Source organism: Campylobacter hyointestinalis subsp. lawsonii (genome assembly GCF_013372165.1).
Classification (GTDB): domain Bacteria; phylum Campylobacterota; class Campylobacteria; order Campylobacterales; family Campylobacteraceae; genus Campylobacter; species Campylobacter lawsonii.
The window spans coordinates 1,279,479-1,306,266 of record NZ_CP053828.1 but is presented as its reverse complement, the minus strand read 5'-3'; the positions used below and the strand labels follow the sequence as shown (position 1 = coordinate 1,306,266).

26 protein-coding genes are annotated in these 26,788 nt (G+C 33.5%); 20 read left to right on the top strand and 6 right to left on the bottom strand.

Going from position 1 to position 26,788, the window contains the following annotated elements:
• Nucleotides 1-65 precede the first annotated feature (65 nt).
• The 6 genes from CHLWT_RS06665 (at nucleotide 66) to CHLWT_RS06640 (ending at nucleotide 8,312) form a co-directional block, all read left to right on the top strand.
• Nucleotides 66-2,150, top strand: coding sequence for a RelA/SpoT family protein (locus tag CHLWT_RS06665; protein ID WP_373886138.1), 2,085 nt, complete (start codon nucleotides 66-68; stop codon nucleotides 2,148-2,150).
• A gap of 3 nt (nucleotides 2,151-2,153) precedes the next feature.
• Entirely contained in the window at nucleotides 2,154-3,362 is a 1,209-nt protein-coding gene (tyrS, locus tag CHLWT_RS06660; RefSeq protein ID WP_111999862.1) for a tyrosine--tRNA ligase, read from the top strand.
• The gene (locus CHLWT_RS06655) at nucleotides 3,362-4,474 is read left to right on the top strand and encodes a nitronate monooxygenase (protein ID WP_111999861.1); all 1,113 of its coding nucleotides are present in this window, start codon (nucleotides 3,362-3,364) and stop codon (nucleotides 4,472-4,474) included. The genes tyrS and CHLWT_RS06655 overlap by 1 nt, the downstream gene beginning before the upstream one ends.
• A complete protein-coding gene (locus CHLWT_RS06650; protein WP_111999860.1) occupies nucleotides 4,458-5,894 on the top strand; it encodes an N-acetylmuramoyl-L-alanine amidase in 1,437 nt (478 codons plus the stop codon). Before CHLWT_RS06655 ends, CHLWT_RS06650 begins: the two co-directional genes overlap by 17 nt.
• Nucleotides 5,891-7,714, top strand: a complete 1,824-nt coding sequence (mnmC, locus tag CHLWT_RS06645) for a bifunctional tRNA (5-methylaminomethyl-2-thiouridine)(34)-methyltransferase MnmC2/FAD-dependent 5-carboxymethylaminomethyl-2-thiouridine(34) oxidoreductase MnmC1 (RefSeq protein ID WP_111999859.1) — start codon at nucleotides 5,891-5,893, stop codon at nucleotides 7,712-7,714. Before CHLWT_RS06650 ends, mnmC begins: the two co-directional genes overlap by 4 nt.
• Before the next feature lie 64 nt (nucleotides 7,715-7,778).
• Nucleotides 7,779-8,312, top strand: a complete 534-nt coding sequence (locus tag CHLWT_RS06640; protein WP_063997905.1) for a hypothetical protein — start codon at nucleotides 7,779-7,781, stop codon at nucleotides 8,310-8,312.
• A 468-nt stretch (nucleotides 8,313-8,780) separates the two neighbouring features.
• Here CHLWT_RS06640 and ppa read toward each other — a convergent pair whose 3' ends face one another.
• From ppa to aspS, 3 genes are read right to left on the bottom strand one after another with little or no spacing between them, the layout of a single operon-like run.
• The gene (gene ppa / locus CHLWT_RS06635) at nucleotides 8,781-9,299 is read right to left on the bottom strand and encodes an inorganic diphosphatase (protein WP_111999858.1); all 519 of its coding nucleotides are present in this window, start codon (nucleotides 9,297-9,299) and stop codon (nucleotides 8,781-8,783) included.
• Between the two features lie 3 nt (nucleotides 9,300-9,302).
• The gene (locus CHLWT_RS06630) at nucleotides 9,303-9,878 is read right to left on the bottom strand and encodes an adenylate kinase (RefSeq protein WP_063997907.1); all 576 of its coding nucleotides are present in this window, start codon (nucleotides 9,876-9,878) and stop codon (nucleotides 9,303-9,305) included.
• Nucleotides 9,878-11,674, bottom strand: coding sequence for an aspartate--tRNA ligase (gene aspS, locus CHLWT_RS06625; protein ID WP_111968499.1), 1,797 nt, complete (start codon nucleotides 11,672-11,674; stop codon nucleotides 9,878-9,880). The genes CHLWT_RS06630 and aspS overlap by 1 nt, the downstream gene beginning before the upstream one ends.
• A 171-nt stretch (nucleotides 11,675-11,845) precedes the next feature.
• Between aspS and CHLWT_RS06620 the strand changes: the two genes are divergently transcribed.
• From CHLWT_RS06620 to mrdA, 14 genes are read left to right on the top strand one after another with little or no spacing between them, the layout of a single operon-like run.
• Nucleotides 11,846-12,709 carry an NAD(+) kinase gene (locus CHLWT_RS06620; RefSeq protein ID WP_111999857.1) on the top strand — a complete coding sequence of 288 codons (864 nt, stop codon included), beginning with the start codon at nucleotides 11,846-11,848 and terminating at the stop codon, nucleotides 12,707-12,709.
• A complete protein-coding gene (locus tag CHLWT_RS06615) occupies nucleotides 12,699-14,222 on the top strand; it encodes an AAA family ATPase (RefSeq protein WP_111999856.1) in 1,524 nt (507 codons plus the stop codon). Before CHLWT_RS06620 ends, CHLWT_RS06615 begins: the two co-directional genes overlap by 11 nt.
• Before the next feature lie 34 nt (nucleotides 14,223-14,256).
• Complete coding sequence (locus CHLWT_RS06610; RefSeq protein WP_111999898.1) at nucleotides 14,257-15,504, top strand: GGDEF domain-containing response regulator; 1,248 nt, start codon at nucleotides 14,257-14,259, stop codon at nucleotides 15,502-15,504.
• Nucleotides 15,501-16,265, top strand: a complete 765-nt coding sequence (locus tag CHLWT_RS06605; protein WP_111999855.1) for a TatD family hydrolase — start codon at nucleotides 15,501-15,503, stop codon at nucleotides 16,263-16,265. Before CHLWT_RS06610 ends, CHLWT_RS06605 begins: the two co-directional genes overlap by 4 nt.
• Nucleotides 16,266-16,273: 8 nt before the next feature.
• Nucleotides 16,274-17,482, top strand: coding sequence for a lytic transglycosylase domain-containing protein (locus tag CHLWT_RS06600; RefSeq protein WP_111999854.1), 1,209 nt, complete (start codon nucleotides 16,274-16,276; stop codon nucleotides 17,480-17,482).
• A gap of 22 nt (nucleotides 17,483-17,504) precedes the next feature.
• Nucleotides 17,505-18,242: a septal ring lytic transglycosylase RlpA family protein gene (locus CHLWT_RS06595; RefSeq protein ID WP_111999897.1), complete on the top strand. Its 738-nt coding sequence runs from the start codon at nucleotides 17,505-17,507 to the stop codon at nucleotides 18,240-18,242.
• A gap of 3 nt (nucleotides 18,243-18,245) precedes the next feature.
• Nucleotides 18,246-18,818 (top strand): imidazoleglycerol-phosphate dehydratase HisB, encoded by a 573-nt coding sequence (gene hisB, locus CHLWT_RS06590; protein WP_063997913.1) that lies wholly within the window; start codon nucleotides 18,246-18,248, stop codon nucleotides 18,816-18,818.
• Complete coding sequence (locus tag CHLWT_RS06585; protein ID WP_111999853.1) at nucleotides 18,815-19,303, top strand: KdsC family phosphatase; 489 nt, start codon at nucleotides 18,815-18,817, stop codon at nucleotides 19,301-19,303. Before hisB ends, CHLWT_RS06585 begins: the two co-directional genes overlap by 4 nt.
• Nucleotides 19,304-19,341: 38 nt before the next feature.
• Complete coding sequence (locus CHLWT_RS06580; protein ID WP_111995790.1) at nucleotides 19,342-19,821, top strand: hypothetical protein; 480 nt, start codon at nucleotides 19,342-19,344, stop codon at nucleotides 19,819-19,821.
• Nucleotides 19,803-20,276: a lipopolysaccharide transport periplasmic protein LptA gene (gene lptA / locus CHLWT_RS06575; protein ID WP_063997915.1), complete on the top strand. Its 474-nt coding sequence runs from the start codon at nucleotides 19,803-19,805 to the stop codon at nucleotides 20,274-20,276. The genes CHLWT_RS06580 and lptA overlap by 19 nt, the downstream gene beginning before the upstream one ends.
• 8 nt (nucleotides 20,277-20,284) lie before the next feature.
• Complete coding sequence (gene yihA / locus CHLWT_RS06570) at nucleotides 20,285-20,881, top strand: ribosome biogenesis GTP-binding protein YihA/YsxC (RefSeq protein ID WP_111975074.1); 597 nt, start codon at nucleotides 20,285-20,287, stop codon at nucleotides 20,879-20,881.
• Nucleotides 20,882-21,340: an N-acetyltransferase gene (locus tag CHLWT_RS06565; RefSeq protein ID WP_063997917.1), complete on the top strand. Its 459-nt coding sequence runs from the start codon at nucleotides 20,882-20,884 to the stop codon at nucleotides 21,338-21,340.
• Nucleotides 21,289-21,798 carry a hypothetical protein gene (locus CHLWT_RS06560; protein ID WP_111975073.1) on the top strand — a complete coding sequence of 170 codons (510 nt, stop codon included), beginning with the start codon at nucleotides 21,289-21,291 and terminating at the stop codon, nucleotides 21,796-21,798. Before CHLWT_RS06565 ends, CHLWT_RS06560 begins: the two co-directional genes overlap by 52 nt.
• The gene (mrdA, locus tag CHLWT_RS06555; protein WP_111999852.1) at nucleotides 21,795-23,597 is read left to right on the top strand and encodes a penicillin-binding protein 2; all 1,803 of its coding nucleotides are present in this window, start codon (nucleotides 21,795-21,797) and stop codon (nucleotides 23,595-23,597) included. The genes CHLWT_RS06560 and mrdA overlap by 4 nt, the downstream gene beginning before the upstream one ends.
• Before the next feature lie 64 nt (nucleotides 23,598-23,661).
• Here the strand turns inward: mrdA and CHLWT_RS06550 are convergent, their stop codons facing one another.
• From CHLWT_RS06550 to CHLWT_RS06540, 3 genes are read right to left on the bottom strand one after another with little or no spacing between them, the layout of a single operon-like run.
• Nucleotides 23,662-23,922, bottom strand: coding sequence for a FlhB-like flagellar biosynthesis protein (locus CHLWT_RS06550; protein ID WP_111968491.1), 261 nt, complete (start codon nucleotides 23,920-23,922; stop codon nucleotides 23,662-23,664).
• 1 nt (nucleotide 23,923) lies between these two features.
• On the bottom strand, nucleotides 23,924-25,633 hold the full coding sequence (locus tag CHLWT_RS06545; protein WP_111999851.1) for a hypothetical protein: 1,710 nt from the start codon (nucleotides 25,631-25,633) through the stop codon (nucleotides 23,924-23,926).
• Complete coding sequence (locus CHLWT_RS06540) at nucleotides 25,611-26,783, bottom strand: MFS transporter (RefSeq protein WP_111948329.1); 1,173 nt, start codon at nucleotides 26,781-26,783, stop codon at nucleotides 25,611-25,613. The genes CHLWT_RS06545 and CHLWT_RS06540 overlap by 23 nt, the downstream gene beginning before the upstream one ends.
• Between the last annotated feature and the right edge of the window lie 5 nt (nucleotides 26,784-26,788).

Sequence of the window (26,788 nt, the reverse complement as noted above, 5' to 3'; positions counted from 1 at the left end):
TTGTCCTTTGTAAAAATATAGAGTCTGCTAAAGATGTTCTGTATTCAGTAGCCAAACCTACTGGTATGCTTCTTAAAGCAGTAGATTATTGCGTGCGTTTGCACGATGGGCAGTTTAGAAAAAGTGGTGAGCCTTACGCCATACATCCTATACTTGTGTGCTCATTTGTAGCACATATGGGTGCGGACGAAAGTATGCTTATAGCTTCGCTTTTGCACGATGTTGTCGAAGATACAGAGTGTAGTGAAGATGAGATTAAATTTGAGTTCGGGCAAGAGGTTATGAATTTAGTAAGAGGACTTACAAAGATAGTAGCCATAAGAGAAAATGAGCTCGTAAGTTCTAGTTCTAATGAAAAACTAGCCGCTTCTGCACTTACTTTTAGAAAAATGCTTTTAGTATCTATAGAAGATGTTAGGGTGCTTGTTATAAAGCTTTGTGACAGACTTCATAATATGCTTACTCTTGGTGCTTTAAGACCAGATAAACAAAAACGTATAGCAGAAGAAACTTTGGTAGTTTATGCCCCTATCGCTCATAGACTAGGTATCTCCTCTCTTAAAAATATACTAGAAGATCTAAGTTTTAAATATGTGCTCCCAAATGAATACGCAGTTATTGATTCATATATAAATGAACATAAACAACAACTTCAGCTAAAGATAAACTCTTTTAGCCAAAAAGTTAGCGAAAAGCTACTCACAAATGGTTTTACGGAAGATAGTTTTGAAATTCAAAAGCGTATAAAACATTATTATTCTATCTACTTAAAAATGCAAAGAAAAGGTATCAGTATGGAAGAGGTCTTAGATCTCTTAGCTGTTCGTATTTTAGTACAAAATCCAAAAGATTGTTATTTGGCGCTTGGAATTTTACATATAAACTTCAATCCTTTAATATCTAGATTTAAAGATTATGTTGCTTTGCCAAAACAAAATGGCTATCAAACCATACACACTACTATTTTTGATAATAAAGCTATCATAGAAGCTCAGATCAGAACATTTGATATGCATAAAACCGCAGAGTACGGCGTGGCTGCTCACTGGAAATACAAAAGTGGAGGTCTTATCTCTCCAAAACTTGACTGGCTAAGTGATATAAGTTCAGTTGAGAGTGAAGAAAGAAGCGTAGAAGACCTTTATGAATACGCTAAAGATAGTTTGTATGTAGAAGATATCGCCGTGTATTCGCCAAAGGGCGGAATTTTCACACTTCCTAGAGGTGCTACGGCACTTGATTATGCTTACGAAATCCACTCAGAAGTCGGACTTCACGCAAAAGAAGCTTATGTAAATAGGGTAAGAGTGCCTCTTTTGACTGAGTTAAAAAACGGAGATATAGTTCGCATCGTGACAGGCGATGAAGCCCATTATCGATGTTCATGGCTTACTAGCGTTAAAACAGGAAAGGCAAGAGCTACAATCAGAAACTTTTGTAGGCAAAAGATCAGAGATATAAATTATCAAGTTGCTGTAGATATTTTAGTTGGTATATTTAATGTGCAAGAATCCAAAATATTAAATTGGCTTGAAAAAGAAAATTTAAGTAAAAAAATATCTCGCGCCGCAACTGATTCTGTTTATCTTCAAGATGTTGTAAATGCTCTAAAAAAATATCCTAAAGAAGATAAGCTTTTTGGACTTGGTTTTGCAAATAAATATGAAGTTAAAAAACAAAAATTTGACAATATCGTAGTGTATTCAAATCACAAAATAAATGCTGTTGAGTTTGATTATTGTTGCAATCCAAAAAGAGGAGATGATATCATCGGCTTTAGATCTGGGCACAATGTAGTAGTTCATCATAAGCTTTGCGAAAGAGCTGCTAAATTTATGGAAAATAAAGATGAGATGATATTTGTCAAATGGACAAGAAATGCCCCACATCGCTACAAGGTGATCCTTAGCATAGAAAATAAAAGAGGAAGTTTGGCTGCATTTTTGACATATTTGGCTAAATTAAATGTCGATCTAGTAACGATCACTTTAAATGAAAGCGATGATTCTGTGGCTGGTGATTACTTTGATGTTACTATAGAATTAAATGAAAATTTAGATAGTAATGCTATAAGAGATAGACTAAAAGAGAGATATAAGATAGTTGAGTTTAAATCTCTATCTGATGCTTATCATAATCAAGGAGAGTAAAGTATGGCTGATATAAATGCTATAATGCAAGAGATCAAAAAAGGTGTTGCTGAGATAATAGACTTTGTGCGCATAGAAACTTTGATAAAAAATTATTATGACAATGGTGCAAATTTCTATATAAAAGCAGGTTTTGATCCGACTGCTCCTGATTTGCACCTAGGACATACAGTAGTTTTAAATAAAATGGCACTTTTGCAAAAACACGGCGGTATAGTTCAGTTTTTAATAGGTGATTTTACAGCTAAGATTGGCGATCCTACTGGTAAAAGCGCTACTAGAAAGATTTTAGATGACGAGACTATAGCTAAAAATGCAAAGACGTATAAAGAGCAAGTTTTTAAGATTTTAGATGAGAGCAAAACTGAGGTTATGTTTAACTCGACTTGGCTAAGCACGTTAGGTGCAGATGGACTGATAGCTCTTGCAAGCACCTTTAATGTAGCTAGAATGCTAGAACGCGACGACTTTACAAAACGCTATAAAAACGAAACTCCTATAGCCATAAGCGAGTTTTTATATCCTCTTTTACAAGGCTATGATAGCGTAGCTATGAAATGCGATATAGAAATGGGCGGAACTGATCAAAAATTTAATCTTCTAATGGGTCGCACCCTTGGACGAACGTATGGTATAGGCAAAGAACAAGCTATTATTATGATGCCATTACTAGTAGGGCTAGATGGCGTAAATAAAATGAGTAAAAGCCTTGGAAATTATATAGGTGTAACAGAAAATCCAAACGATATCTTTGCTAAAACTCTTAGTATAAGCGATGAGCTTATGTGGGTTTGGTATGAGCTTTTAAGCTCAAAAAGTATCGATGAAATATCAAATTTAAAACTATCTGTACAAAAAGGCGAGACTCACCCTAAAAAAGCAAAAGAAGACCTTGCTTTAGAGATAACTGCTAGATTTTATGATGAACAAATAGCAGCTAATGCTAAGAGTGAATTTGATAAAGTTCATTCCAAAAAAGAGCTTCCTAGCGATATGCCTGAGTTTGAAATAAATACAGACGAAGTCTGGATAGTAGAGGCGCTTAGTTATTGTGGGCTTAGCTCTAGTAACGCAGAAGCTCGTCGCCACATAAAAGCAAATGCAGTTAGCATAGATCAACAAAAAATAGGAGATGAGCAGCTTAAGCTTACTAAAGGTGAGTATATTTTGCAAGTCGGCAAAAGAACATATGCAAAATTAAAGGTAGTGTAATGGAACTAAAAAGCGTAAAAATAGGAAAATACGAAATAAAATACCCGATTATTCAAGGCGGTATGGGACTTGGTATCAGCTGGGATAAACTTGCTGGAAATGTTAGTTTAAATGGATGTCTTGGCGTTATCAGCTCAGTGGGCACCGGATACTACGAAAATAGAAGCCATATCAAAAAAGAGATAAATAATAAACCTTATGATAGCGAAAACTTCTACTCTAAAGAGGGATTTAAAGCTATCATAGATAATGCTAGAAAGATATGCGGTGATAAACCTTTGGCCGCAAATATAATGTGTGCTAGTAATGACTATGCTAGGATAGTAAAAGATGCTTGCGAGCATGGTATCAATATCATCATTTCAGGCGCTGGACTTCCTACAAATTTACCAGAACTCACAAAGGGCTTTAAAGATGTTGCGCTAGTACCTATAGTAAGTTCTGCAAAAGCACTTAAAATAATATGCAAAAGATGGCATCTAAGATATGAAAAACTTCCTGATGCAGTTGTGTTAGAAGGACCTCTTAGCGGCGGACATCAAGGATTTACTTATGAGCAGTGTGTTGATCCAGAGTTTCAATTAGAAAAACTTATAGAACCAGTCGTCAAAGAAGCTAGTGAATGGGAAAAGATAGGCAAAAAGCCTATCCCTGTTATGGCTGCTGGTGGAATTTGGGATCACGAAGACATAGTAAAAGCTATAAACTTAGGTGCAAGTGGCGTACAAATGGGAACTAGATTTATCGGAACTTTTGAGTGTGATGCTAGTGATAATTTTAAAAGCGTTTTAATAAATGCTAAAAAAGAAGATATAAAGCTTATAAAAAGTCCGGTCGGATATCCTGCTCGTGGCATTAGAACAAATTTAATAGAGCTTGTAGAAAAAAGAACTGGACCAAAAATTCAGTGTATAAGCAACTGCGTGAGTCCTTGTTGTCGTGGTAAAGAAGCTAAAGAAGTCGGATATTGTATAGCTGATCGTCTCTATGACGCATATGCTGGTAATAAAGATACAGGGTTATTTTTCACAGGAGCAAATGGATATAGATTAAAAGAGATAATTAGCGTGAAAGATCTAATAAAAAAGTTGGTATATGGGGAAGATAGTTAAGCTTTTTTTACTTCTTCTTAGTGGGATGTATCTATTTGGTGCTGATATTGATGCAAGTATTAAAGAATTTGATAGCAAATTTAGTACTTCTAATAAAGAAGGTAAGCTAAATATTTATCACAACCTTAGAGGTACATATATACAATCCATAATCAAAGACAATGAAAGCTTAAAACTAGAAACATTGGAGCGTTTGGTAAAAAGCGCAAAAGAGCTAGGTATTGATTATCAAAGCTATGAAAATGAGCTAAATACTTATAAAAAAACAGCTTCTCAAACTATCACCAAAAAACCTCAAATAGCTAAAAAACAGCCTATAGAAACAGAGCAAAAATCAGAAAAAAATAAAACTTTTAAAATAACACAAATTTCAAGCGATCAAAATAAAATTATTTTAAATTTAAACTCACAAATATCAATGAGCGATATAAAATCTTTTAATCTAGGCTCACAAAATAAACATAGAAGAGTTTATGATATAGAGGCTATTTTGATAGCTAAATCAACAACTATAAAAAATTCATTTTCAGATGAGATCAGAATAGGTCAGTTTGATAAAGATAGCGTAAGAATAGTATTTTCAAACGAAAAAAAACAAGATATCTCTTTTAAGATAGAAGAAAATAAAGTAATCTTTTTTTTAGATGGCAAAGCAGCCTTAGAAGATACAAACAAAAAAACGCTTAAGTCAAGCAGCATACAACAAAAGCAAACCGCTGCCATAAAAAAGAGCTTTAGGCAGACAAAAACTATAGTTTTAGATCCAGGACACGGTGGAAAAGATGCTGGAGCAGTAGGCTCAAGAACATTATATGAAAAAAATATAGTCTTAAATGTGGCTTTAAAAACTGGAAAAATACTAAAAGATATGGGCTATAAGGTTCATTATACTAGAGATAAGGATAAATTTATAGGACTTAGAAACAGAACTAGTTTTGCAAATGAAAAATTAGCTGATCTATTTATATCTATACACGCAAATGCCGCTCCAAATGCAAAAAAAGCAGATAATATGCAAGGAATAGAAACGTTTTTTCTAAGTCCTACTAGGAGTGAGCGAAGTATGAGAGCGGCAAATTTAGAAAATAAATCAGATACCGATGAGATGAATTATTTTACTAAGCTTAGTTTTTTAAATTTTTTAAATCGCGAGAAGATCATAGCTTCAAATAAACTAGCTATCGATATCCAAACAAATCTTTTAAAGTCAGTTAGGACAAAATACACTGCTAGTGATGGTGGAGTTAGGGAAGCTCCTTTTTGGGTTTTGGTCGGCGCGCTTATGCCAGCTGTTTTGGTAGAAACTGGATACATAACTCATCCAAAAGAAGGAAAACTTCTTGCAAACGACGCTTATGCCACAAAGCTTGCTGAGGGTATAGCTGGTGGGATCGATGATTATTTCTTGAAAAATCAATGATAGAATTTAAGCAAGACGGACTTTACTCAAAGCGATTTGATGACGTATATTTTAATACTCAAAATCCACTTTTAGAATGTTTTCATACATATAGTAGCGTGGTAGATGCCTTAGAAGGGTCAAATATCACTATCGCCGAAGCTGGATTTGGTGCTGGGCTGAACTTTTTTAGTACAGTTTCAAGTCTTAATGGTAAAAATCTTCATTATATCGCAATCGAGAAATACCCTTTTAATAAAGATGAATTAAGGCAAATTTACAAAAGATTTGAGTGTTTTAGCAGATATTTTGATGATTTTATAAAACAATATGAAGTATTACAAAACGCTTTAATACGTATAAATTTAGGTAAAAATATCATTTTAGATCTATATTTTGACGACATTTTAGAAGGGCTTAAAGAGCTAAATTTCAAAGCAGACGCTTGGTATCTTGATGGATTTACGCCTACTAAAAATCCACAGATGTGGAGCGAAGAGCTGTTTGGAGCTATAAAATATTTTTGTAAAAATGGAGCTATTATTAGGACTTTTAGCAGTGCTAGCATTGTAAGGCTTAGGCTTTTAGACGCTGGATTTAGCGTAAAAAAGCTAAAAGGATTTGGTAAAAAACGTGAAATGCTAGAGGCTGTTTGTGTTAAAGAGTATCAAAAACCGCAAAATTGGTACTCTCTTCCTGTTATAGATAAATTTACAAATGTGCTTGTGATAGGTGGCGGAGTTGCAGGGCTAGTAAGTGCTACTAAATTTAAAAAAGCCGGTTTTAATGTTGTTGTAGCTGAGAAAATGAATGAAGTAGCGACAAATGGAAGCTCAAATTTAGCAGGTATTTTGATGCCTCTTATCACTTTGCCAACTACTGTGCTAGGACTTATGCATATGAGTGCGTTTTTAATGGCGAGAAATTTTTATCAAGATAGCGAATTTAGTGATTTTTGTGGTGTGGATAATTATGCTATAAGCGAACTTCAATTAAAAAGATTTGAAGAATGGGGGCAAAATGGTATCTTTGAGCTGACAAAAAACTCGTCTTTGTATCCATCGGCTTTTATAAAAAGTGCGGCTCAGCTTATGCCAAAATCATTATGTAGTGATCTTGCAAAGAGTCTTGATGTAAAATTTGGATATGAATTTGCCGGTTTAAAAAAGAGTGGCGATGGGTATTTAGTAGAGTTTAAAAATCAAAAGCGGATATTTGCTGATTTAGTTATATTTGCTATGGGCGATAAAAGCAGTTATCTTTTTAACGAAGTATTTTATGATGAGTATATGCAGCTTAGTAGCGTAAGAGGGCAAGTTACGCATATCAAAAATAGTATAGATCTAAAGCGTCCATTTAGTGCGAAAGGTTATGCTTGTAAAAGTGTAAATGGTGTTCAAGTTATCGGCGCGACATATGATAGAAATGATTTTACAACTCGTGTTAGAAGCAAGGATAATGAAAAAAATATAGCTGATATCAGTGAGTTTTTGATAGGTAAAAATGTAGATATCGTAGGCTCAAACGTAGGATTTCGTGGATATAGTGGCGATAGATCTCCTTTGATAGGTGCTATTCACGACGCTTTGAAATTTAAAGAAATATATAAGAGTCTTCTTTGGACAAAAAACCATGAAAATCACGCTGGGGCTGTTCATCATCAAAACATACTTATAAGCTCAGCTCACGGTTCGCGTGGTCTTTGTACGGCTGTTTTTGGAGCAGAAATCTTACTAGATATGGCTCTTGGTCGTCAGATTTGCACTACAAAAAGTATATTAGATAGTCTAAATCCTGCTAGATTTTTAGTCCGTAAGCTTAAAAAAGGTCTTGTAAAATAAAGATATAAATTATCCTATATTTATTATTTTTTTATATAATCGCTCAAAAAAATAAAGGCTAAAAATGCATTGGTTGGATTGTGAGATAGTTGTAGTAGAGATAGAAGGTAGATTTTTTGCACTTAATGGCTGGGATGGCGAGTGCTACTCAAGATGCTGGGAATGTGGCGAAGAAAAAGACGGTAGGTTTCATAAAGTCATCGGAGTAGATACATATAAGATCACACCGCACTTTAAAGATAAATTTGTGTTAGAAAAAAATCCACTTATTGGAACAAGCGACGATTTAAAAGAACAGATGTTTAAAAACTTGCTTCCTTATATGGGTCAAGCAAATACTATAAGTGGCGAGATACTTCGTGCAGTGCAGTTTATAGAACAGAGCTTAAGCAAAAAAGCAAATATAAGCGGTGCCCTTAAATTTCTATCTTTAAATTTAGAAGATAGAGCTTGTTTAGAGATACTAGGCGAGATAAAAAATGGAGATTTTTCAAATTTTTTAGCATTGAAACAGATGGTTGAAGATATCGTTTTTAAGCAGTATGAGAACAATGATTTAGAGATGAACTCTGATGATTTTGAAGATATGAATGAGTAAATTTATAAATCATCAAAGCTGATAAAAATAAATAAAAATAGTAAAGATAAAATCTAGTCTTTATAGAACGCTTTGTAAATGTTTGGGGAGATTTACTTAGAAAAATACATCTTTTTTATCTGATTTAGAAATAGAAAATAAAAAATATACGCCACGCAAACTGCTTAGTGTTAATTATTTTAGATGATGAAAAAGATTTATGCGGATAGAAAATCAAAAATTAGAGATGCTGTTCGTCGTATCAAAAAAGCAAAATAAATGTCTTAGAAAGAAGCTTGTATGTTAAACAAAATACTTTATTAACGAACTTTGCGTAAATGAGCAAAATCCTTTAGCCAAAGGGTTTTATGAGTTATTAGCTTTCGTATTTATAAAAAGTCTGATAGCGATGAGTAGGGCAATCTATTTTTATATAAAACTAGCGCAAATAGGATTAAACGGCGCTAAGTAGCGCCGTTTTAAATTTAGTTATTTGTAGTTTTTGATAGCTTTATCTAAAATCTTTTCAGCTGATTTAGCATCTTCAAAGCCTTTTACTTTTACCCATTTTCCAGGTTCTAGTAGTTTGTAAGTCTCAAAGAAGTTTTTTATGCGATTTAGCGTAGCTTCGCTAAGGTCGCTTATAGAGTGTATATCAGCGTATCTTGGATCTATTTTAGTAATAGGAACTGCCAAAAGCTTTTCATCCATACCGCTCTCATCTTCCATTACCAAAACCCCTATCAAGCGGCAAGGTATCACGCTGCCTGCTTGAAGTGGATATTCGTTTAGCACTAAAATATCTGCTGGATCGCCATCATCAGCTAATGTATTTGGCACAAAACCATAATTAGCTGGATAAAACATAGCTGAGTATAACACGCGATCTACTACGACCGCACCGCTATCTTTATCGATTTCGTATTTGATATTTGAGCCATAAGGGATCTCAATTACAGCATTTAATTTATCTGGATTACTACCAGCTTTGATTTTACTAATATCCATATTTTACTCCTTTATCATAGTGTTTAATAAATTTGTCATATCGCCCACGATCTCTTCTATAGTGCGTTCGCCATTGATATTGTGAAGTAGTTTTTTATCATTATAAAATGCGCGTATCTCTTTGATAGGATCAAGATATACTTTCATTCTGTTATTAAAGACTTCATCATTATCATCAGCGCCCCTAGCTCTGCCTAAGACTCTCTCTCTAGCTACTTGTTCGCTTACATCTACTTCGATGACGCCACTTAGTTTGACATCGCTATTATTTGATAAAACTTTGTCTAATTCTACCATTTGCTCTACACTTCGTGGATAGCCATCTATTAAAATATATTCTGTAGGGCTAGATTTAATAGCGCTGACTATGGTATTTACAACTACATCTAGTGGGACTAGATTGCCTTTAGAGATGAAGCTATCTATCAAGCGACCAAGATCGCTACTGCTAGCTACTTCAGCTCTTAAAAGATCGCCAGTAGAATAGTGACTAAATTTAGTATTGTTTTTGGCAATTATACTAGCATCAGTTGTCTTGCCACTTCCGGGTGCTCCGATTATTAAAAATAATTTTTTCATTATTTATCCTTTTCTCTTAATCTTATTCCTAAATCTCTTAGCTGATGAGAATCTACGCCACTTGGGGCTTGTGTCATTAGACATGAGGCTTTTTGAGTTTTAGGAAATGCTATGACATCTCTTATACTAGCTGATTTAGTGACAAGCATAATAAGTCTATCAAGACCTATAGCAAATCCACCATGCGGAGGCGCACCAAAACTAAGAGCGTCAAGTAAAAATCCAAATTTCTCTCTTTGCTCTGCTTCGTCTATTTTTAGTAGTTTAAATACCTTTTGTTGGATATCGTTTTTATGAATTCTAATACTTCCACCACCAAGCTCAACTCCATTTAAGACAACATCATAAGCGATGCTCGTGATATCTTCTAAATTTGGCTCATCTGGGTTATTTGGCATTGTAAATGGATGGTGCATCGCTGAGTAGCTACCATCATCATTTTGCTCAAACATAGGGAAATTTACTACCCACAAAAACTCAAGCTTGTTCTCGTCTATGATGCCAAGCTCGTTTGCAAGAAAAACCCTAAATCTTCCCATATAATCAAGCACGGTTTTTTTGTCTCCGATACCAAAAAATACGACATCGCCGATTTTAAGTTCAGTGCGAGAAACTAGCTCTTTTAAATCTTTTGGCTCAAAAAACTTAACTAGTGGCCCTTTTAGGCTAAGTCCATCAAAATCTACGCAATTATCTTGTCCGGCTGTATCTTTTGGATCTTTTATCTGGATAAATGCCAAACCTTTAGCACCAAATTTACGCACAAATTCTTCAAACCTTTGCATTTGGCGTTTGCTAAAGATATTATCTCCATTTGGGACTTTTATAGCTTTGGCTCTATTTTTCTTTGGATCTTGTGCTGGAGTGCTAAAAATTTGATTATTTGATTTTGCAAAGATATCTATGACATCGACCATAGCTAGATCAAATCTAAGATCAGGCTTATCGCTACCATAAAGCTCTATAGCGTCTTTGTACTCCATTCTTTTAAATGGAATTTGGATATTATGTCCGCAAGCTGCAAATATCTCTTTTAAAACCTCTTCGCCGACTTTTATCACATCTTCTTGATCGCAAAAGCTCATCTCAACGTCTATTTGAGTAAATTCAGGTTGGCGATCAGCTCTTAAATCCTCATCTCTAAAGCACCTTGCGATTTGAAAATATTTATCAAATCCAGCACACATTAGTAGCTGTTTAAATAGCTGTGGGCTTTGCGGTAAGGCATAAAATTCGCCAGGATGAACACGGCTAGGAACTAGATAATCTCTTGCGCCCTCAGGAGTAGCACGAGTTAGCATAGGGGTTTCAACCTCTAAAAATCCTAGTCTATCAAGAGTATTTCTACACGCTATGCTAGCTTTTGATCGTAGTTTAAATTTATCAAAATTCTCAGTATTTCTAAGATCTAAAAAGCGGTATTTTAAGCGGATATCTTCGCCAACATTGCTATCTGCGATTACAAAAGGTAGCGGTGCGCTCTCATTTTCGATGATTAGCTCATCTATTACTACTTCAATCTCGCCGGTTTTTAGCTTTGGATTTACTAGATCTGCTCCTCTTGCTCTTATTGTTCCTTTAGCTTTTAAAACATATTCATCTCTTACTTTTGAGGCTATTTCGTGTGCTGATTTGCTGTCTTTTGGATCGCATACAAGCTGTATAATCCCACTTCTATCACGCAAATCTATAAATATAACTCCGCCGTGGTCTCTGTATGAATTTACCCAACCACAAAGCTGGACTTTTTTGCCTATATCGTCGCTGCTAAGGTCGGTGCAATAATGACTCCGCATATTTTGTCCTTTCTTATTTGTAAAAGCTATAATTATAATACAAGTTTTATAAATTTTTTATCAAATAAAATCATTTTGAGTTTTTATTTGACATATTTAAATTTAGATAATACCTTTTTTTGGTGCCATTTTTAAGCATATTTTTTATACAATATTGAATTAGGAAAAAAAATGACAGAAATTCATAAAAATTTAAAAACTATCGGTATATCTACTAGAAATGCTTTAGAGCAAAAACAAGCAATAAAAATAATAGAAAAAATATTAAATGATTATGGCATAGAAATAGCATTAGAATCAAGAGCGGCAAAAGAGCTTGGCTTAATAGGATATAGTTTTGAAGAATTAGCAAAAAAAGCGCCACTCATAATCTCTATAGGCGGAGATGGAAATTTTATAGCAACTTGTAGAAAATGTGCAAATGCTAGTACTTATGTTTTTGGAGTTCATACTGGACATTTGGGTTTTTTGACTGATGTTACTTTGGAAGATTTTAAAGGATTTATAAGCGAGTTTTTAAAAGGAAACTACACTATAGAGCGTCCTTATATGCTTGAAGCTAAATTTAAAAAAGATGATAAAATAACTAAAAAATTTGCTTTTAACGACGTTGTTTTGATGAGACGCAAGATAGACTCAACATCGCATATAGAGGCGTTTTTAAACGATAAACATTTTAACTCATACTACGGCGATGGTGTTATAGTAAGCTCTGCTATTGGATCTACGGCTTATAATATGAGCGCAGGAGGAGCTATCATCTATCCGCTTTGTGAGGTTTTTAGTCTTACGCCTGTTTGCTCTCATAGTCTTACTCAGCGCCCATTGATACTTCCAAAAGAGTTTAAAGTAGAGTTTAAAAGCGAAGATGACGTTGTGGTTTTGATAGATGGACAAGACAGAAGCGATCTAAAAAATTATTCAAGCGTTGAGATAGGAATAAGCGATGTTTGGGTAAATTTAGTCAGGCATAAAAGTAGGGATTATTTTGGAGTGTTGAAACAGAAATTAAGATGGGGACATAATGATAAGTAGAATTTATATAAAAAACCATCTTAGCTTTAAAGAAGTAGAGCTAGAGTTTGGAAATGGTTTGAGTGTATTTACTGGAGTTAGTGGGGCTGGAAAGTCGATTTTGATGAACGCTATTTTAGCAGTGTTTGGCTTTAAAGACAGTGAAGCAAAGCTCATAGAAGCAGATGTTATATATGAGTTTGATATGAGCGAGTTTGGTATAGAAAGCAGTGAAATAAATAGTTTTAAACTTCTAAAAGATAAAAGCACTAGGTATTTTATAAATAATCAATCAGTATCTAAAAAAAATCTTTCTCTTATAGCAAGTAGCCATTTAAAATATCTAAGCGCAAAGGATATAAGCGAGTTTGAAAATAGTCGTTTGCTTGCGGTTTTAGACCATTTAGCATCAAATTTAGATCCGAATTTTACTGAAATTTTAAAACAATATAATGATAAATTTAGTAAATTTAACGAGATCAAAAAAGAGTTAGAAAAGATAAAACTAGAAGAAAAAAAGATAGAAGAACTCAAAGAATTCGCAAGTTTTGAGATACAAAAAATATCAAATATAAACCCGACGATAGGTGAGTTTGAAGAGCTTATTACGGCAAAAAAAAGACTTAGCAAAAAAGATAAGATTGAAGTTGCTTGGCAAAAAGCAGATGGGGTATTTGCTTATGAAAAAGCTGTGCTTGATGCATTAAATTTAAGCGATATCGATAGTAGTTTTTTTAGCGAGGCTTTAAATGAGCTAAAAATCGCAAGAAGCAGTGTGAATTTCGAAGATTTAGAAGATATGGATATAGAGCGTGTTCTTGATAGGATAGAGGATCTAAACGGACTAGTAAAAAGGTATGGCAGCATAGAAGAAGCCATAAATACCTTAAACAATAGAAAAGTTGAGCTAGAAAGATATGAGAGAATTGAGTTTGAAAAAAGCGAACTTGAAAATAAATTTAAAAAGGTAAATGATGAGGTCTTAGATCTAGCCAGTAAGATATCAGATGCTAGAAAAAGCTGTTTGGATAAATTTAATGACACGTTAAATGGCTATTTGAGCGAACTTTATATGTATAGCGCGACTCTTGATATAAGACAAAAAGAACTCACCATAAATGGTTTTGATGAAGTTGTTGTAAATTTAAACAATACAAATTTGAAAAATCTAAGTAGTGGTGAGACAAATCGCTTAAGACTCGCATTTATCGCTAGTGAAGCAAATATCACGGAGTTTGGAAACGGAGTTTTGATCCTAGATGAGATAGATGCAAATTTAAGCGGAAAAGAGGCTATGAGTATAGCAAACGTACTTTTAGAGCTAGCACGTTTTTATCAAATTTTTGCTATTTCGCATTTACCACAACTAAGCTCAAAGGCTCATCATCACTTTTTAGTGGAAAAAAACGGCGATGAAAGTAAAGTAAGGGAGCTTGATACAGATGGACGCATACGTGAGCTTTCAAGAATGATAAGCGGTGAGCATATCAGCGATGAAGCGACTATGTTTGCTAAAAAATTATTAAATATTTAAGGAGTTAAATTTGAATATTTCTAGTGCAGTTGCTATAAAAGAGAGAATTTTAGTTGTCGATGACAACAAGGCTTTAGCTAAGTTGATAGCTAAAAAGATGGAGCAAAATGTTGATATGGATATCGTTGTTGCTCATAGTTTTAATGAAGCAAGGGATATCATAGAAGATAACGATGATTTTTTCATAGCACTTTTAGATCTAAATTTACCAGACGCACCAAATGGCGAGATAGTTGATTATGTTTTATCAAAAAATATACTAGTGATAGTCTTAACAGGAAGCGTAGATAAAGCTACAAAAGATATATTTACAAATAAAAACATAGTTGATTACGTTATAAAAAGCAATATGAATAATATAAATTATATTTTTGATACCATAAATAGACTTAGTAAAAATAGAGATTATAAGGTGATGATAGTCGATGATAACACACCTATGAGAAATACAATCAAGCAGTTTTTACTCTCACAGCAGTTCAAAGTCTTTGCTGCAGCACACGGTGAAGAGGCTATGAATTATTTAGCTGATAATCCTGATATAAAACTCATTTTAACTGATTATGATATGCCTGTAATGGATGGTTTTGAGCTTATGGAGCGTGTAAGAGAGAACTATTCTAAGAATGAAATGATCGTTATAGCTATCACAGGAGATGATATAAACTCTGATATCGGGGCGAAATTCCTAAAAAATGGAGCAAATGACTTCATCGTAAAGCCATTTAGCAAAGAGGAGTTTGTGTGTAGAGTAAATAATAGCATTGAGTCTATGGAAAATATAAATTCTATGACAAAATTAGCAAACACTGATTTTTTAAGTGGTGCTTATAATAGAAGATATTTCTATAAAAATATGAATGAATACTATAAAGAAGGTCTAGGGCAGAGTTTTGCTGTGGCTATGTTTGATATAGATGATTTTAAAAAGATAAATGATAAATATGGACACGATATAGGCGATCTTGTCATACAAAAACTCTCAAGCTTTTTGATAGGTGGGCTTGATGAAAACGACTTAGTAGCTCGTTTTGGTGGAGAGGAGTTTTGCGTAGTTTTAAAAAATATTAAATTTGATGATGCTGTAAAAAAAATCGTATCTATAAGAGCCAAAATCGCCGCTTGTTTAATAAATATAAAAGGTTCTGATATAAAATTTACGGTCTCTGTAGGCATTACTAGTGGTGACTTTTCTAAAAATATCGACCAGCTTATATCAAAATCTGATGAAGCACTTTATAATGCGAAAACAGCCGGAAAAAATAGGGTAGAAATATTATGATTATAGATACTCATTGTCATTTAGATGATGAAAGATACATTGATGATCTAGATGATTTGATAAAAAATTTACAAAATAATGGCATAAAACAGGTGATAATCCCCGGTGCTGATATCAATGATTTACCAAAAGCGTGTAAAATAGCAAATAGATATGATAATATCTTTTTTGCAGTCGGAGTTCATCCTTATGAGACAGAGGGCTATGATAGAGATACTTTGATTAAATTTGCTAAAGATAGCAGATGCGTAGCCGTAGGAGAGTGTGGGCTTGATTATTTCAGACTTCCGCAAACTGGTGTTTTAGAGTATAAAAATAGACAAAAAGATGTTTTTATAGATCAGATAAAGTTAGCTTCAAAGCTAAAAAAACCTCTTATTGTACATATAAGAGATGCAAACGAAGATAGTTTAAATATACTAAAAGAGTATAAAGATGAACTTGTAGGTGGAGTTTTGCATTGTTTTAATGCAAGTCCTATCTTGCTAGAACTTAGCGATAAGTTTTACTATGGTATTGGCGGAGTTTTGACATTTAAAAATGCTAAAAAACTAGTCGAAATTCTACCACAAATTCCGCTTGATAAAGTGATAATAGAAACAGATGGTCCATATCTTACGCCTGAGCCGCATCGTGGCGAAAGAAATGAACCTAAATTTACTAATTTTGTAGCACAAAAGATAGCTGATATTTTAAATTTAACAAAAGACGAGGTTGAGGAGATCACGACTAAAAACGCACAAAGATTATTTAATATTTAAGGAGTCTAATGAAATTTTTTACAACTATTTTACTATGTTTTTTAGCTGCTAGTTCGCTTTTTGGATATATACCTACAAATAGTGATTATAACTCACAACTAAGAGTTTTGAAAGAGTTTGATATAGATCCTAAATACATGAAAGATCCATACTTTTTAGCTATGAAATTTGATGATTCTAGTTCTAGAAAAAAAAGTTTCGTAAATACCATAAAAGAAGAATACAAACATATATCTATGTTAAAAGAGCTTATGGATAAGCACAATATGCCAAAATCATTTTTGTATCTTGCTATAGTTGAGAGCGGACTATCAAATAAAGCGATGTCAAATTCAAAAGCAGCCGGTATGTGGCAGTTTATGGAAGGTACAGCAAAACTTCACGGGTTAAAAGTAGATAAATATGTCGATGAAAGACGTGATCCTATCGCTTCTACTCTTGCAGCGATAAAATATTTAAAAAAATTAAAAGCACAATTTGGAAAATGGTATTTGGCTATCATGGCTTATAATTGTGGCGATGGAAATTTGAAAAAAGCTATCGCAAAAGCTGGAACTGACGATCTTAGCGTTTTAGTAGATCCGGATAAAAAATACCTTTCTTTAGAAACTAGAATATTTATAAGAAAGATACTTTTAATTGCAAATATGGCTGAAGATAGTGATTTTATCATTGCAAATGATTCTTCGATACTAAATAATGCAAATCAAATAAGCATAGTAAGAGTTTCAGTGCCAGGAGGAACTGCTTTGAGCGAAGTCGCAGAAGCTATAGGGCTTAGCACTAAAAAGATGAAAGAGTATAACTCTCATTTAAGATACGGCTTTACTCCGCCAAATTTAAAAGAGTATTATCTTTATATACCACTTAATAAAAAAGATATTTTTGCAACAAATTTTAAACCTATGGATAGTAAATCATTTAAAATTTATGATGTTAAAAAAGGCGATACTATAGCTAAAATAGCGACTAAATGGAAAGTTAGTCCTAAAGAAATTCAAAAATACAACGACATAACAAAGGTAAAGCCAAACGATAAAATTATTATTTTAACATCAAAAAATCGCCCGACATTAGCAAATTATATAGTTAAAAAAGGTGACACACTACTTGGAATTTCTAAAAAATTTGATGTAGAAGTAGAAGATATAGTAGAGTTAAATAATCTCAAAAGCTCACGTCTAGAAATAGGAGATAGTATTGTTATACCTAAATAAAAATTTATATCTAGCTTGTTTAGTGCTTTTATTTACTGGATGTTCTGTAGTAAAAAATATACCATATTATCCAAATAAGGATTTTCAAACAAAGAGTATAAGTAACTCATCTAGTATGCATAAAGCCACTATGAAACCATATACTATAAATGGCAAAACCTACTATCCTACTGTTGTTGAGGTCGGCGACACGGCTAGTGGAATCGCAAGCTGGTATGGTCCAAATTTTCATGGTAAAAAAACAAGTAATGGTGAAAACTATAATATGAACGCAATGACTGCCGCTCATAAAACTTTACCGATGAATACTATGGTAAAGGTGCTAAATTTAAAAAATGGAAAAACTACACTAGTGAGGATAAATGATCGTGGTCCGTTTGTGGCAGGACGCATCATAGATCTATCTAAGGCTGCAGCAAGTGAGATATCTATGATAAGTACTGGAACCGCCCCTGTTAAGCTAGAAGTTGTTGGATTTTATGGTAAAGTTGAGACTCCAAGCAATAAATCGGCCACTACTCATACTTATGCTGGTGGAAATTTTATGGTGCAAATCGGTGCATTTAGAAAGAAAGCTGGAGCTGATTCATATAAGAAAGAGTTTGATAAGACAAGTGGATACAGAACGACTGTTAGAAACTATGTGCTAGATAGTGAGCCTATATATAGAGTGTTTTTAGCTGGATTTAGAAGTGAAGATGAAGCTAGAGATTTTATAAGCTCGGGTAAATTTAAAGGTGCGTTTATAGTAAGGGATTAAAAAATGATAAAAAAACATAGAGTTACAAAAGAAACAGATATTGAACTAGAACTTGAGATAAACGGTAGTGGAAAAAGCGAAATAAATACTGGTATAGGGTTTTTTGATCATATGCTCATCAGCCTTGCTAAACACTCATTGATGGATATAAAGCTTAGCTGTAAAGGCGATCTTTTTATAGATGATCATCATAGCGTAGAAGACTGCGGTATAGTGCTAGGATCTGCTATAAAAGAGAGCATATATCCGCTTAAAGGCGTAGAGAGATATGCAAATAGCGTTGTTGTTATGGATGAAGCCGCTGTTGAGTGCGCTATGGATCTTTCAAACAGAGCATACCTTGTTTATGAGAGTAAGATGAATGAAAAAATAGGTACCTTTGATAGCGAACTTATCGAAGAATTTTTTAGGGCTTTGGCTATGAATGCTGGGATTACTTTACACATTATAAAGCTTAGAGGGACAAATTCTCATCATATCGCAGAAGCTAGTTTTAAGGCATTTGCGGTTGCTTTTAGAAGAGCGATGAGTAAAAATGAACGCATAGGAATACCTAGCACAAAGGGTATTTTATGATAGAGATAATATTTCTTGATGTTGATGGATGCCTTAGCGATGGCGGTATTTATAAAACAAATAGTGGTGATGAGTTTAAACGTTTTGATGTAAAAGATGGCTTTGCTTTGCAGCAGTGGAATAAGCTAGGAAAAATTTCAGCTATCATAACTGGTAAAAAATCCATTATTGTTGAAAATAGGGCAAAAGAGCTTGGTGTAAAATACTGTTTTCAAGATGTAAAAGACAAGATGGCAAAGGCTAGTGAGATACTAAATTTAGAAGGTCTAAGTTTTGATAATGCAGCTGCTATCGGCGATGATTTAAATGATATGAGACTTTTATCTAGTGTTGGGCTTAGTTTTAGTCCAAATGACGCTCATGAATCAGTAAAAACGGATATCAAACTTAGTAAAAATGGTGGTTTTGGTGCTGTTAGAGAAATGATAGATATCATTATCGATAGATCAAATTTAAAAGATAAGTGGTTAAGTCCTTGGTTGTAAAAATATTTTATGTAATTATAGCCTTATTTAGTGTTAGTATGGTTTTTTTGATGACTCAAAGCCCGTATTCTTCACAAAATATAAAAGCCCAGATAAGCATAGCAAATATGCAAGCAAATAACGTGGTAGATTATGAGCTAAACTCTACTTTAGTTTATGGACGCTACGAAACCAAAAGCATCATTAGATATAAAGAATATGATGAGTTAGATATGTTTAAAGGAACGCTTTTTAGGGGAGATTTGGTGCATTTTTTAGAATCAAAAGATGCCCTGATAAGACAAAATTTGATAACTCTTACAAATGATGCTATCTATAAAAATCAAGACGATTTCAAATACGAATCGCAAAAAATAGTATATGATATGCAAAAAAAAGAGCTCTTTAGCGACGTGCCGTTTAAGATCACGCAGTATAAGCAAAATGCTAATATCATAACCGGAAATAGCGTTTTATACAAGATAGATGATAAAAAAATATTTGCAAAAAAGGTTCACGGATGGTTAGAAAGAAAATAAGTTTTATATTTGGGTTGTTCTTGGCTATAAATTTAAATGCCGAGCGCATTGAGGTTACTAGTGAAGATTTTTTTGCAGATGAAAAAGCTTTGGTGAGCGATCTAAAAGGAAATGTAGTTATCAAAAAAGGTGATTATGATACGTTAAATGCTGATTTTGTAAAGATATTTTTTGATAAAAATAAGCAGCCTATAAAATACGTAGCTACTGGAAATGCTAAATTTAAATTCATTTTGAATGAAAAAAATTACGATGGGAGCGGAGAAGAGCTAACTTATGAGCCATCAAAGCAGCTTTATACGTTAAAACAAAATGCGTATATTCATGAAATGCAGACTGATAAAAAAGTATATGGGGATATCATTACCGTAAATCAGCTTGAAGGTACTTACAAAGTCACTAGCAAAGATAAAAAACCAGTTAAATTTATCTTTCAGATCGAAGATAAAAAATAAGGTTTCAAATGATAAGAATAACAAGCGCGAAGTTTCTTAGCTCATCTGCTAGCTTAGATGACGCTGCTGATTTTGGTATGAGCGAAGTCGCATTTTTAGGTCGTAGCAACGTAGGTAAAAGCTCACTCATAAACGCTCTTACAAATCATCAAGGTTTAGCAAAATCTAGCTCAACGCCGGGTAAAACTCAGCTTATTAACTTTTTTGAAGTTGTATTTGACAACGAAAATGAGAAGATACCACTTATTTTTGTCGATCTTCCCGGCTTTGGTTATGCTAAAGTAAGTAAAAGTTTGCAAAATGCTTGGCAAAAAAATCTAGACGAATTTTTAAGAAAAAGACTTAATATAAAAGTTTTTGTTCATCTTATAGACTCACGCCATACTGATTTATCCAAAGATGAAAATTTAGGATTTTATTTAGATGGGTTTGTTAGAAACGATCAAAAAATATTAAATTTATATACAAAGTGCGATAAGCTAAATCAGGCGGGGAGATCAAAAGTACTAAAAACAGATAAAGATGCTCTGCTTGTCTCTAGCTCAAAAAAAATCGGTATAGATAAAGCGGTGCAAAGCATATATAACGGGGTTTTTGGAATTTAAATGATAACATATAAAAAAGCAAGGCTCGCAGACATATCCTCTATGCAATGTCTTGTTAAAAAAGAGGTTGAAAATGGAATCATACTTCCTAGAAGCGATGATGAAATAGCTACAAATATACGTTCATACACGCTTGCTTGCGATGAAAACGATATAGTTGGATATAGCGCTTTGCATATTCATGCATCAAATTTAGCTGAAGTTAGAAGTCTTATCATAAAAGATGGTTTAAGAGGCAAAGGGATCGGTGGTGGCCTTGTTAAAGCGTTGCTTGATGAAGCAAAAAGTCTTGATATAAAGCAAGTTTTTACGCTTACTTATAGGGCTAGTTTTTTTGAGAAGCTCGGTTTTGATCGCATCTCAAAAGAGAAACTTCCAGCTCAGAAAATTTGGGCTGATTGTATCAAATGCAAACATTTTCCGATATGCAACGAAATAGCATTAATTTATTATCTATAAGATTTGTGCTTTTTTGCGTAGGCTTGATAGCTTATGAGATTATGAGCGCTACAAATCATTTTTTACCGCCACTTATCGGGCTATTTTTTGCTTATTTAGTGGTGTTAAAAAACGAGAGCGAAAAGTATATGGGCGATATAGATAAAAGGTGGTATTTGTCTTTTATATTTATTATCTATGCCGAACAGATACATGGATTTGAGCTTTTTTCTACCATTTTAGCGTTTATTTTGTTTTATAACTTTATAAATGACCAGCTAAAAATCAATATGAAATGTCGTGGATGCTTGCTTGTGATATTTGTATTTAGCGGATATATCGGCACGTTTTTGCTTAGTGATCTTATTTTGTATATTTTAAATCAACCGCTTTTAGGATTTAATTATGAATATTATATGTATTATATCGTAGTAGAGTCTGCTATTTCGGTGATGCTCTTTAAGGAGCGTGTATTATGAGAATGAGGATCGCTTATGCTGTACTGATTTTAGTTTGGACGATTTTGCTCGTTAGAATTTACTATCTTAGCATAAAATCTAATGAGTATTATGAAGATATAGCAGAGAAAAATGCTATCAAAACAGAACTTATCGCTCCTATAAGGGGTCAAATTTTAGATATAAAAGGAAGACCATTAGCGGTAAATAAACTCGGATTTTCGGTGCTTATCAAGCCTCATCTTAGAAATAATGAAAAAGTTTTAGATGCTGAGATAAAAGCCATAAGCGATGTATTTACTGATCTAAATGCTACTAAGCTTAAAAGAACGTATTTAAAAGATGATTCTCCATATAATCAAGACTTTGTAGAAGTCGCCCCATTTATAGAATACGATAGTATGATACCGCATTTTGCAATGCTTAGTTTAAGGGAAAATATAATTATAAGGCCTGCTAGCAAAAGGCATTATCCTTATAGTAGTCTTGCTAGTCATGTTATAGGATATGTAGGACGTGCAAATCAAAAAGACATTCAAAAAGATGAACTTACTAAGATAACCAACTACACAGGAAGAAGTGGCATAGAAAACTTTTATAATGAAGTACTTCAAGGAAAAAGCGGTGAGAGAAAGACGAAAGTTACAGCGCTAAATCAAGAAGTAGAAGAAGTATCATATACAAGAGCGACTAGCAAGGATATAACTTTAACTTTAGAGCTTGAACTTCAAAAATACATAACTGAGATTTTTGGCAGTGACGCTGGGGCTGTTGTGGTTATGAGCCTAAAAGATGGCGCTATTTTGGCTGCTGGAAGCTTTCCTGAGTATGATCTAAATCCGTTTGTTACTGGAATCAGCCAAAAAGAGTGGGACGCTATCATAAATAACTTAGATCATCCATTTACAAATAAACTTGTAAATTCGCTATATCCCCCAGGAAGCGTCGTAAAAATGGCTATGGGAATGGCATTTTTTGATAGTGGTAGGATAACGCCTAGAACACAGATAATGTGCGATACTTATTTTGAGCTTGGAGGGCGTAAATTTAGAAATTGGAAGAATTATGGTGCTGAGTATATGACTATAGTAGAGGCCATAAAAGAGAGTTGTGATACCTATTTTTATAGAGGAGCTTATCAAATAGGTATAGATAATATAGCTCCGGTTTTAGAGCGTTTTGGTTTTGGCAAAAAGACCGGCATTGACTTGCCAAATGAATACATAGGCATCGTCCCTTCTCGTGAATGGAAAAAAGCCAAAACAAATATGCCTTGGTATCACGGCGATACTCTAAATACGTCCATAGGGCAAGGAAATTTTCTTGTGACTCCAGTTCAAGTAGCCAAAGATACGGCGATCTTTGCTACCGGGCTTGAAATGACTCCTCATTTTTTATATAGTATAGATGGGAAAAAAGTAGAATGGGAAGTGCAAGATAACTTGACAAATAAAGAAAAAGCCGACATAGAGTATATAAGAAAGGGTATGTATGATACTGCAAATGTTTTTGGAGGTACTGCTTTTAGAGCTCTTAGTGCAGCTTCTATAAGACTTGCTGCTAAAACAGGAACGGCTCAAGTAGTTGGCATCTCTCAAACCGATAAAGAAAGAATAAAAGAAAACGATATGAAATACTATGAGAGATCGCACGCTTGGATAACGACTTATGGGCCATATGAAAACCCGCAGTTTGTGGTAACTGCTATGGTCGAGCACGGCGGACATGGCGGAAGTGCTGCAGGTCCTATCGTGGCAAAAATTTACAATAAACTTATAGAGTTAGGTTATATAGATAAGAAATATTTAAAGAAAAAGTAAGATCAAATTTGGGCAAATTAAGAGATTGTGTAAGACTAGCAAAAGACCTATAAAAAGTTTGAATTTATTTTATCTTAGTAGCTCTATACAAAAAGCTAAATATCTCTGCGACTGCTTTATAGAGATTTGATGGAATTTCTTGATTTATATCTACTTTGCTTAAGATCTCTACTAGATCGCTATCTTCTTTGATAGGGATCTCGTATTTCCTAGCAGCTTCTATGATTTTTGAAGCAATTTCTCCTTTACCACTAGCTAGTACTTTTGGAGCGTTATCTTTTTTCTTATTATAGCCTAGGGCTACAGCTTTTTTTATCTTTGCCATTTTATGCTTTCACATTAAAACCAAGATCAAATGAATTTTGCTCATTGTATGGCTCAAATTTAGCTTTATGAGTTAGTGAAAAACTACTTATGATGAGTCCTAAATTTGTTATAGCAGTTTTTAGCTCTTTACTAGAGTTTAAAATAATATCTTTAAAATCCTCTTTTCCAGTAGAGATCATAATGTCTATAAATTTACCATCAAATAGTCCTAAGATCACGCTAACAGAGCCGTATTTGATGAAATTTAGGTCGATTTTGGCGTAGAATTTACTTTTGCCTTGTTTAAATGCTACGCTGCTACTATCTAGCCCGTCCCAAACATAAGGCAGATATGTTTGGATAGAGTTTCCAGCAAAGCTCATTAGCTGATGCATTTCTATCTGAGTTAGGAGGCGATTTACATTTTGATTTATGTTATTAAGATTAGATGCATTTTGCGTAGCTTCTTTGAGATTTAAAAGCGTGGTTTTAACATCATTTGAAAGAGCTTTTAAACTCTCATCTATATTGTTTGGTTCTATGTTTTGTATATCAAGAGTAGCCTTTTTTGCTAGCTTACTAAGATGGTTTATCTGTGCTAAATTTTGCTTAGCATCACCAGCATTTTTATCAAAATAATTTATAATATTTGAGAGTTTTTTAGCTGCGAGACTTAGTTTTTCTTGTAAATTCGTGTTATTAGCGTCTGTGCTTATAGCATCAATAAGATTCTCTATCAAAGTACTGCTTTGCTCTAAACTCATTAAATTTGAAAGAGTGTTTGTCTTTGCGATCCCAAAAGAGTCTTTTAGCGTATTTATCTGCTTATTTATATCATTTGTTATATTTATAAGATCATTCTTGATAGACTTTATATTTTTTAAATTTGGAAGTTCAAAGTTTATTTTTTCTACTTGAGACTGAGTTTTTTGGAGTAAATTCTGCACAAAGTCTAGTGCTTTTATTGTGCTAGAAATTTTAGTTTGTATGTTTTGAGATGTATTTGTTTTGTTCAAGTTTTGCGTAGCTTGTTCTGAGAGAAGATTTGCTGACTTATCTAAGAATTTTATAGCATTTTCTATGCTTTTTCCTAAATTTAAGAGTGGTTTTAAATTTGAGTTGTTTATGACGTTTAAATTTTTGGCTTTGGCATTTTCTAAGATAAGCTTTAAATCATCAAAACTTTTTTGTATATCGCTATTTTCATTTTTTGCAAGTTCCAAAAAACTTTGCTTTAGTTCATTGCTTTGTACTTTTTTCATTAGGCTTAAAAGCTCTTTTATACTAGTTGGTAAGCTTTCTTTTCTTAGAGCTTCGCTTATTTTGGCTTCTAGCATAATGCCTGAATTTTTGATATTTGAAGCTAGATCTGCGTTTTTTATCTGCTCTATAGGTTTTAAAAATTCTTCTAATTTAGTTGCAAATTTACTTAAATTTGGATCTGATTTTATAGAGTTTATTAAATCTACAACGTCTTTGGCAAAATTTGGTGCAACTTGAGCATTTTTGGCTTGATTTAAGACTTGCGGCTTAAAATTTCCGTCATTATTTGCTTTTAGCTGATCTAAAAGTTTATTTGTGATCTGGTTTAGCTTAACATCTACTTCGCTAAGTTCAGTAGAATGAGTGCTGTCTTTTTTAAATATGGTTTTTGGAGAGCTTAGATCTTTTTTCTCATCTTTTTGGTTTATTTGGGTATTTGGAGTGCTATTGTTGTTTGTTATTATCATCTAATACCTCACTTAGCATCATACTATGCGAATTTCCTACGCTAAAAGCGTTGTTTGGTTTAGTAACGTTTTTTTGAAAAGATGCAAATATAAGTAAAAATAACGAAGCACAAATATAAAAATATAAAAATCCTAAATGAGTAAAATAATATATCAACAAACCTATGATAAGCGGAGCTAAAAGCGATCCTATGATATAGCTAAATAGTATAGCGCTACTTACTTCTACATATCTGTTTTTATCGGTTACTACGTCATTTGCTCTAGCTACTGCTAGGGCGTAAAGTACAAAAATACCAGCGCCCAAAAAGAACGTAAAAAAATACTGCATATATATACTTGGCTTGATGATGATAAAAAACAAAGACGAGATAAAAGTGATGAATGAGGCTAAGATAATGGCGTATTTTCTACCAAATTTATCTGAAAATTTACCAAATAATGCGTGAGAGATAAATCCGCCTACCATAGCTACGACTATCAAATTTCCTGCTTCTTTAGCTGAATATCCTTGATCTAATACAAAAAGCGTAGCCATAGAAAAAAAGCCATTCATACAAAGTCCAGAGATGATCCCCGTACAAAGCGCTAAAGGTGCGATGTTAAAAATTTTTGGAAAACTTATCTTTATGGGTGCGGGGACTTGTGGCGCGTGAATTTTTAGCAAATTTAAAGGTATTGCTCCAAAGATTATAAATATCGTTCCTATTAAAAATATCTCATTTGCATCTAAATTTAGACTCATTATCATAGCACCTATACCAAAAGATGTATAAAATACTATTTCATAAAACGACAAGACGCGTGAGCGGGTTGCATTTTTACTCTTTGCATTTAACCAGCTTTCTATGACTATCGTGATACTATAATAACTAAATCCAAGCACAAATCTAAGAACAGCCCAAAAAATAAGGTTGTTGCTAATGCTATGCAAGAGCGCGGACAAGGCAAATATCGCGGTAAATATAGTATAAGCTCTGATATGTCCGACTTTTGAGATAAGCTTATGAGAAACTATGGTACAAACCAAAGCTCCTATGAAAAAAAATGATATTACTATGCCTATTTGAAGTCTGTGTGCGCCCATCTGAGTTAGAAGCAAACTAGCCGAACTAACAACTAGTCCATTTGCTATAAATATAAATGACATTCCAA

Excerpts from the sequence above, each read along its gene's own strand:
- mnmC (WP_111999859.1), top strand. The coding sequence starts at position 5,891 with ATGATAGAATTTAAGCAAGACGGACTTTACTCAAAGCGATTTGATGAC.
- CHLWT_RS06640 (WP_063997905.1), top strand. The coding sequence starts at position 7,779 with ATGCATTGGTTGGATTGTGAGATAGTTGTAGTAGAGATAGAAGGTAGA.
- CHLWT_RS06585 (WP_111999853.1), top strand. The coding sequence starts at position 18,815 with ATGATAGAGATAATATTTCTTGATGTTGATGGATGCCTTAGCGATGGC.
- tyrS (WP_111999862.1), top strand. The coding sequence starts at position 2,154 with ATGGCTGATATAAATGCTATAATGCAAGAGATCAAAAAAGGTGTTGCT.
- CHLWT_RS06560 (WP_111975073.1), top strand. The coding sequence starts at position 21,289 with ATGCAAACATTTTCCGATATGCAACGAAATAGCATTAATTTATTATCT.
- aspS (WP_111968499.1), bottom strand. The coding sequence starts at position 11,674 with ATGCGGAGTCATTATTGCACCGACCTTAGCAGCGACGATATAGGCAAA.
- CHLWT_RS06580 (WP_111995790.1), top strand. The coding sequence starts at position 19,342 with ATGGTTTTTTTGATGACTCAAAGCCCGTATTCTTCACAAAATATAAAA.
- yihA (WP_111975074.1), top strand. The coding sequence starts at position 20,285 with ATGATAAGAATAACAAGCGCGAAGTTTCTTAGCTCATCTGCTAGCTTA.
- CHLWT_RS06540 (WP_111948329.1), bottom strand. The coding sequence starts at position 26,783 with ATGTCATTTATATTTATAGCAAATGGACTAGTTGTTAGTTCGGCTAGT.
- CHLWT_RS06630 (WP_063997907.1), bottom strand. The coding sequence starts at position 9,878 with ATGAAAAAATTATTTTTAATAATCGGAGCACCCGGAAGTGGCAAGACA.
- CHLWT_RS06545 (WP_111999851.1), bottom strand. The coding sequence starts at position 25,633 with ATGATAATAACAAACAACAATAGCACTCCAAATACCCAAATAAACCAA.
- CHLWT_RS06550 (WP_111968491.1), bottom strand. The coding sequence starts at position 23,922 with ATGGCAAAGATAAAAAAAGCTGTAGCCCTAGGCTATAATAAGAAAAAA.
- mrdA (WP_111999852.1), top strand. The coding sequence starts at position 21,795 with ATGAGAATGAGGATCGCTTATGCTGTACTGATTTTAGTTTGGACGATT.
- lptA (WP_063997915.1), top strand. The coding sequence starts at position 19,803 with ATGGTTAGAAAGAAAATAAGTTTTATATTTGGGTTGTTCTTGGCTATA.
- hisB (WP_063997913.1), top strand. The coding sequence starts at position 18,246 with ATGATAAAAAAACATAGAGTTACAAAAGAAACAGATATTGAACTAGAA.
- CHLWT_RS06600 (WP_111999854.1), top strand. The coding sequence starts at position 16,274 with ATGAAATTTTTTACAACTATTTTACTATGTTTTTTAGCTGCTAGTTCG.
- ppa (WP_111999858.1), bottom strand. The coding sequence starts at position 9,299 with ATGGATATTAGTAAAATCAAAGCTGGTAGTAATCCAGATAAATTAAAT.
- CHLWT_RS06650 (WP_111999860.1), top strand. The coding sequence starts at position 4,458 with ATGGGGAAGATAGTTAAGCTTTTTTTACTTCTTCTTAGTGGGATGTAT.
- CHLWT_RS06665 (WP_373886138.1), top strand. The coding sequence starts at position 66 with ATGCTTCTTAAAGCAGTAGATTATTGCGTGCGTTTGCACGATGGGCAG.
- CHLWT_RS06605 (WP_111999855.1), top strand. The coding sequence starts at position 15,501 with ATGATTATAGATACTCATTGTCATTTAGATGATGAAAGATACATTGAT.
- CHLWT_RS06620 (WP_111999857.1), top strand. The coding sequence starts at position 11,846 with ATGACAGAAATTCATAAAAATTTAAAAACTATCGGTATATCTACTAGA.
- CHLWT_RS06565 (WP_063997917.1), top strand. The coding sequence starts at position 20,882 with ATGATAACATATAAAAAAGCAAGGCTCGCAGACATATCCTCTATGCAA.
- CHLWT_RS06615 (WP_111999856.1), top strand. The coding sequence starts at position 12,699 with ATGATAAGTAGAATTTATATAAAAAACCATCTTAGCTTTAAAGAAGTA.
- CHLWT_RS06655 (WP_111999861.1), top strand. The coding sequence starts at position 3,362 with ATGGAACTAAAAAGCGTAAAAATAGGAAAATACGAAATAAAATACCCG.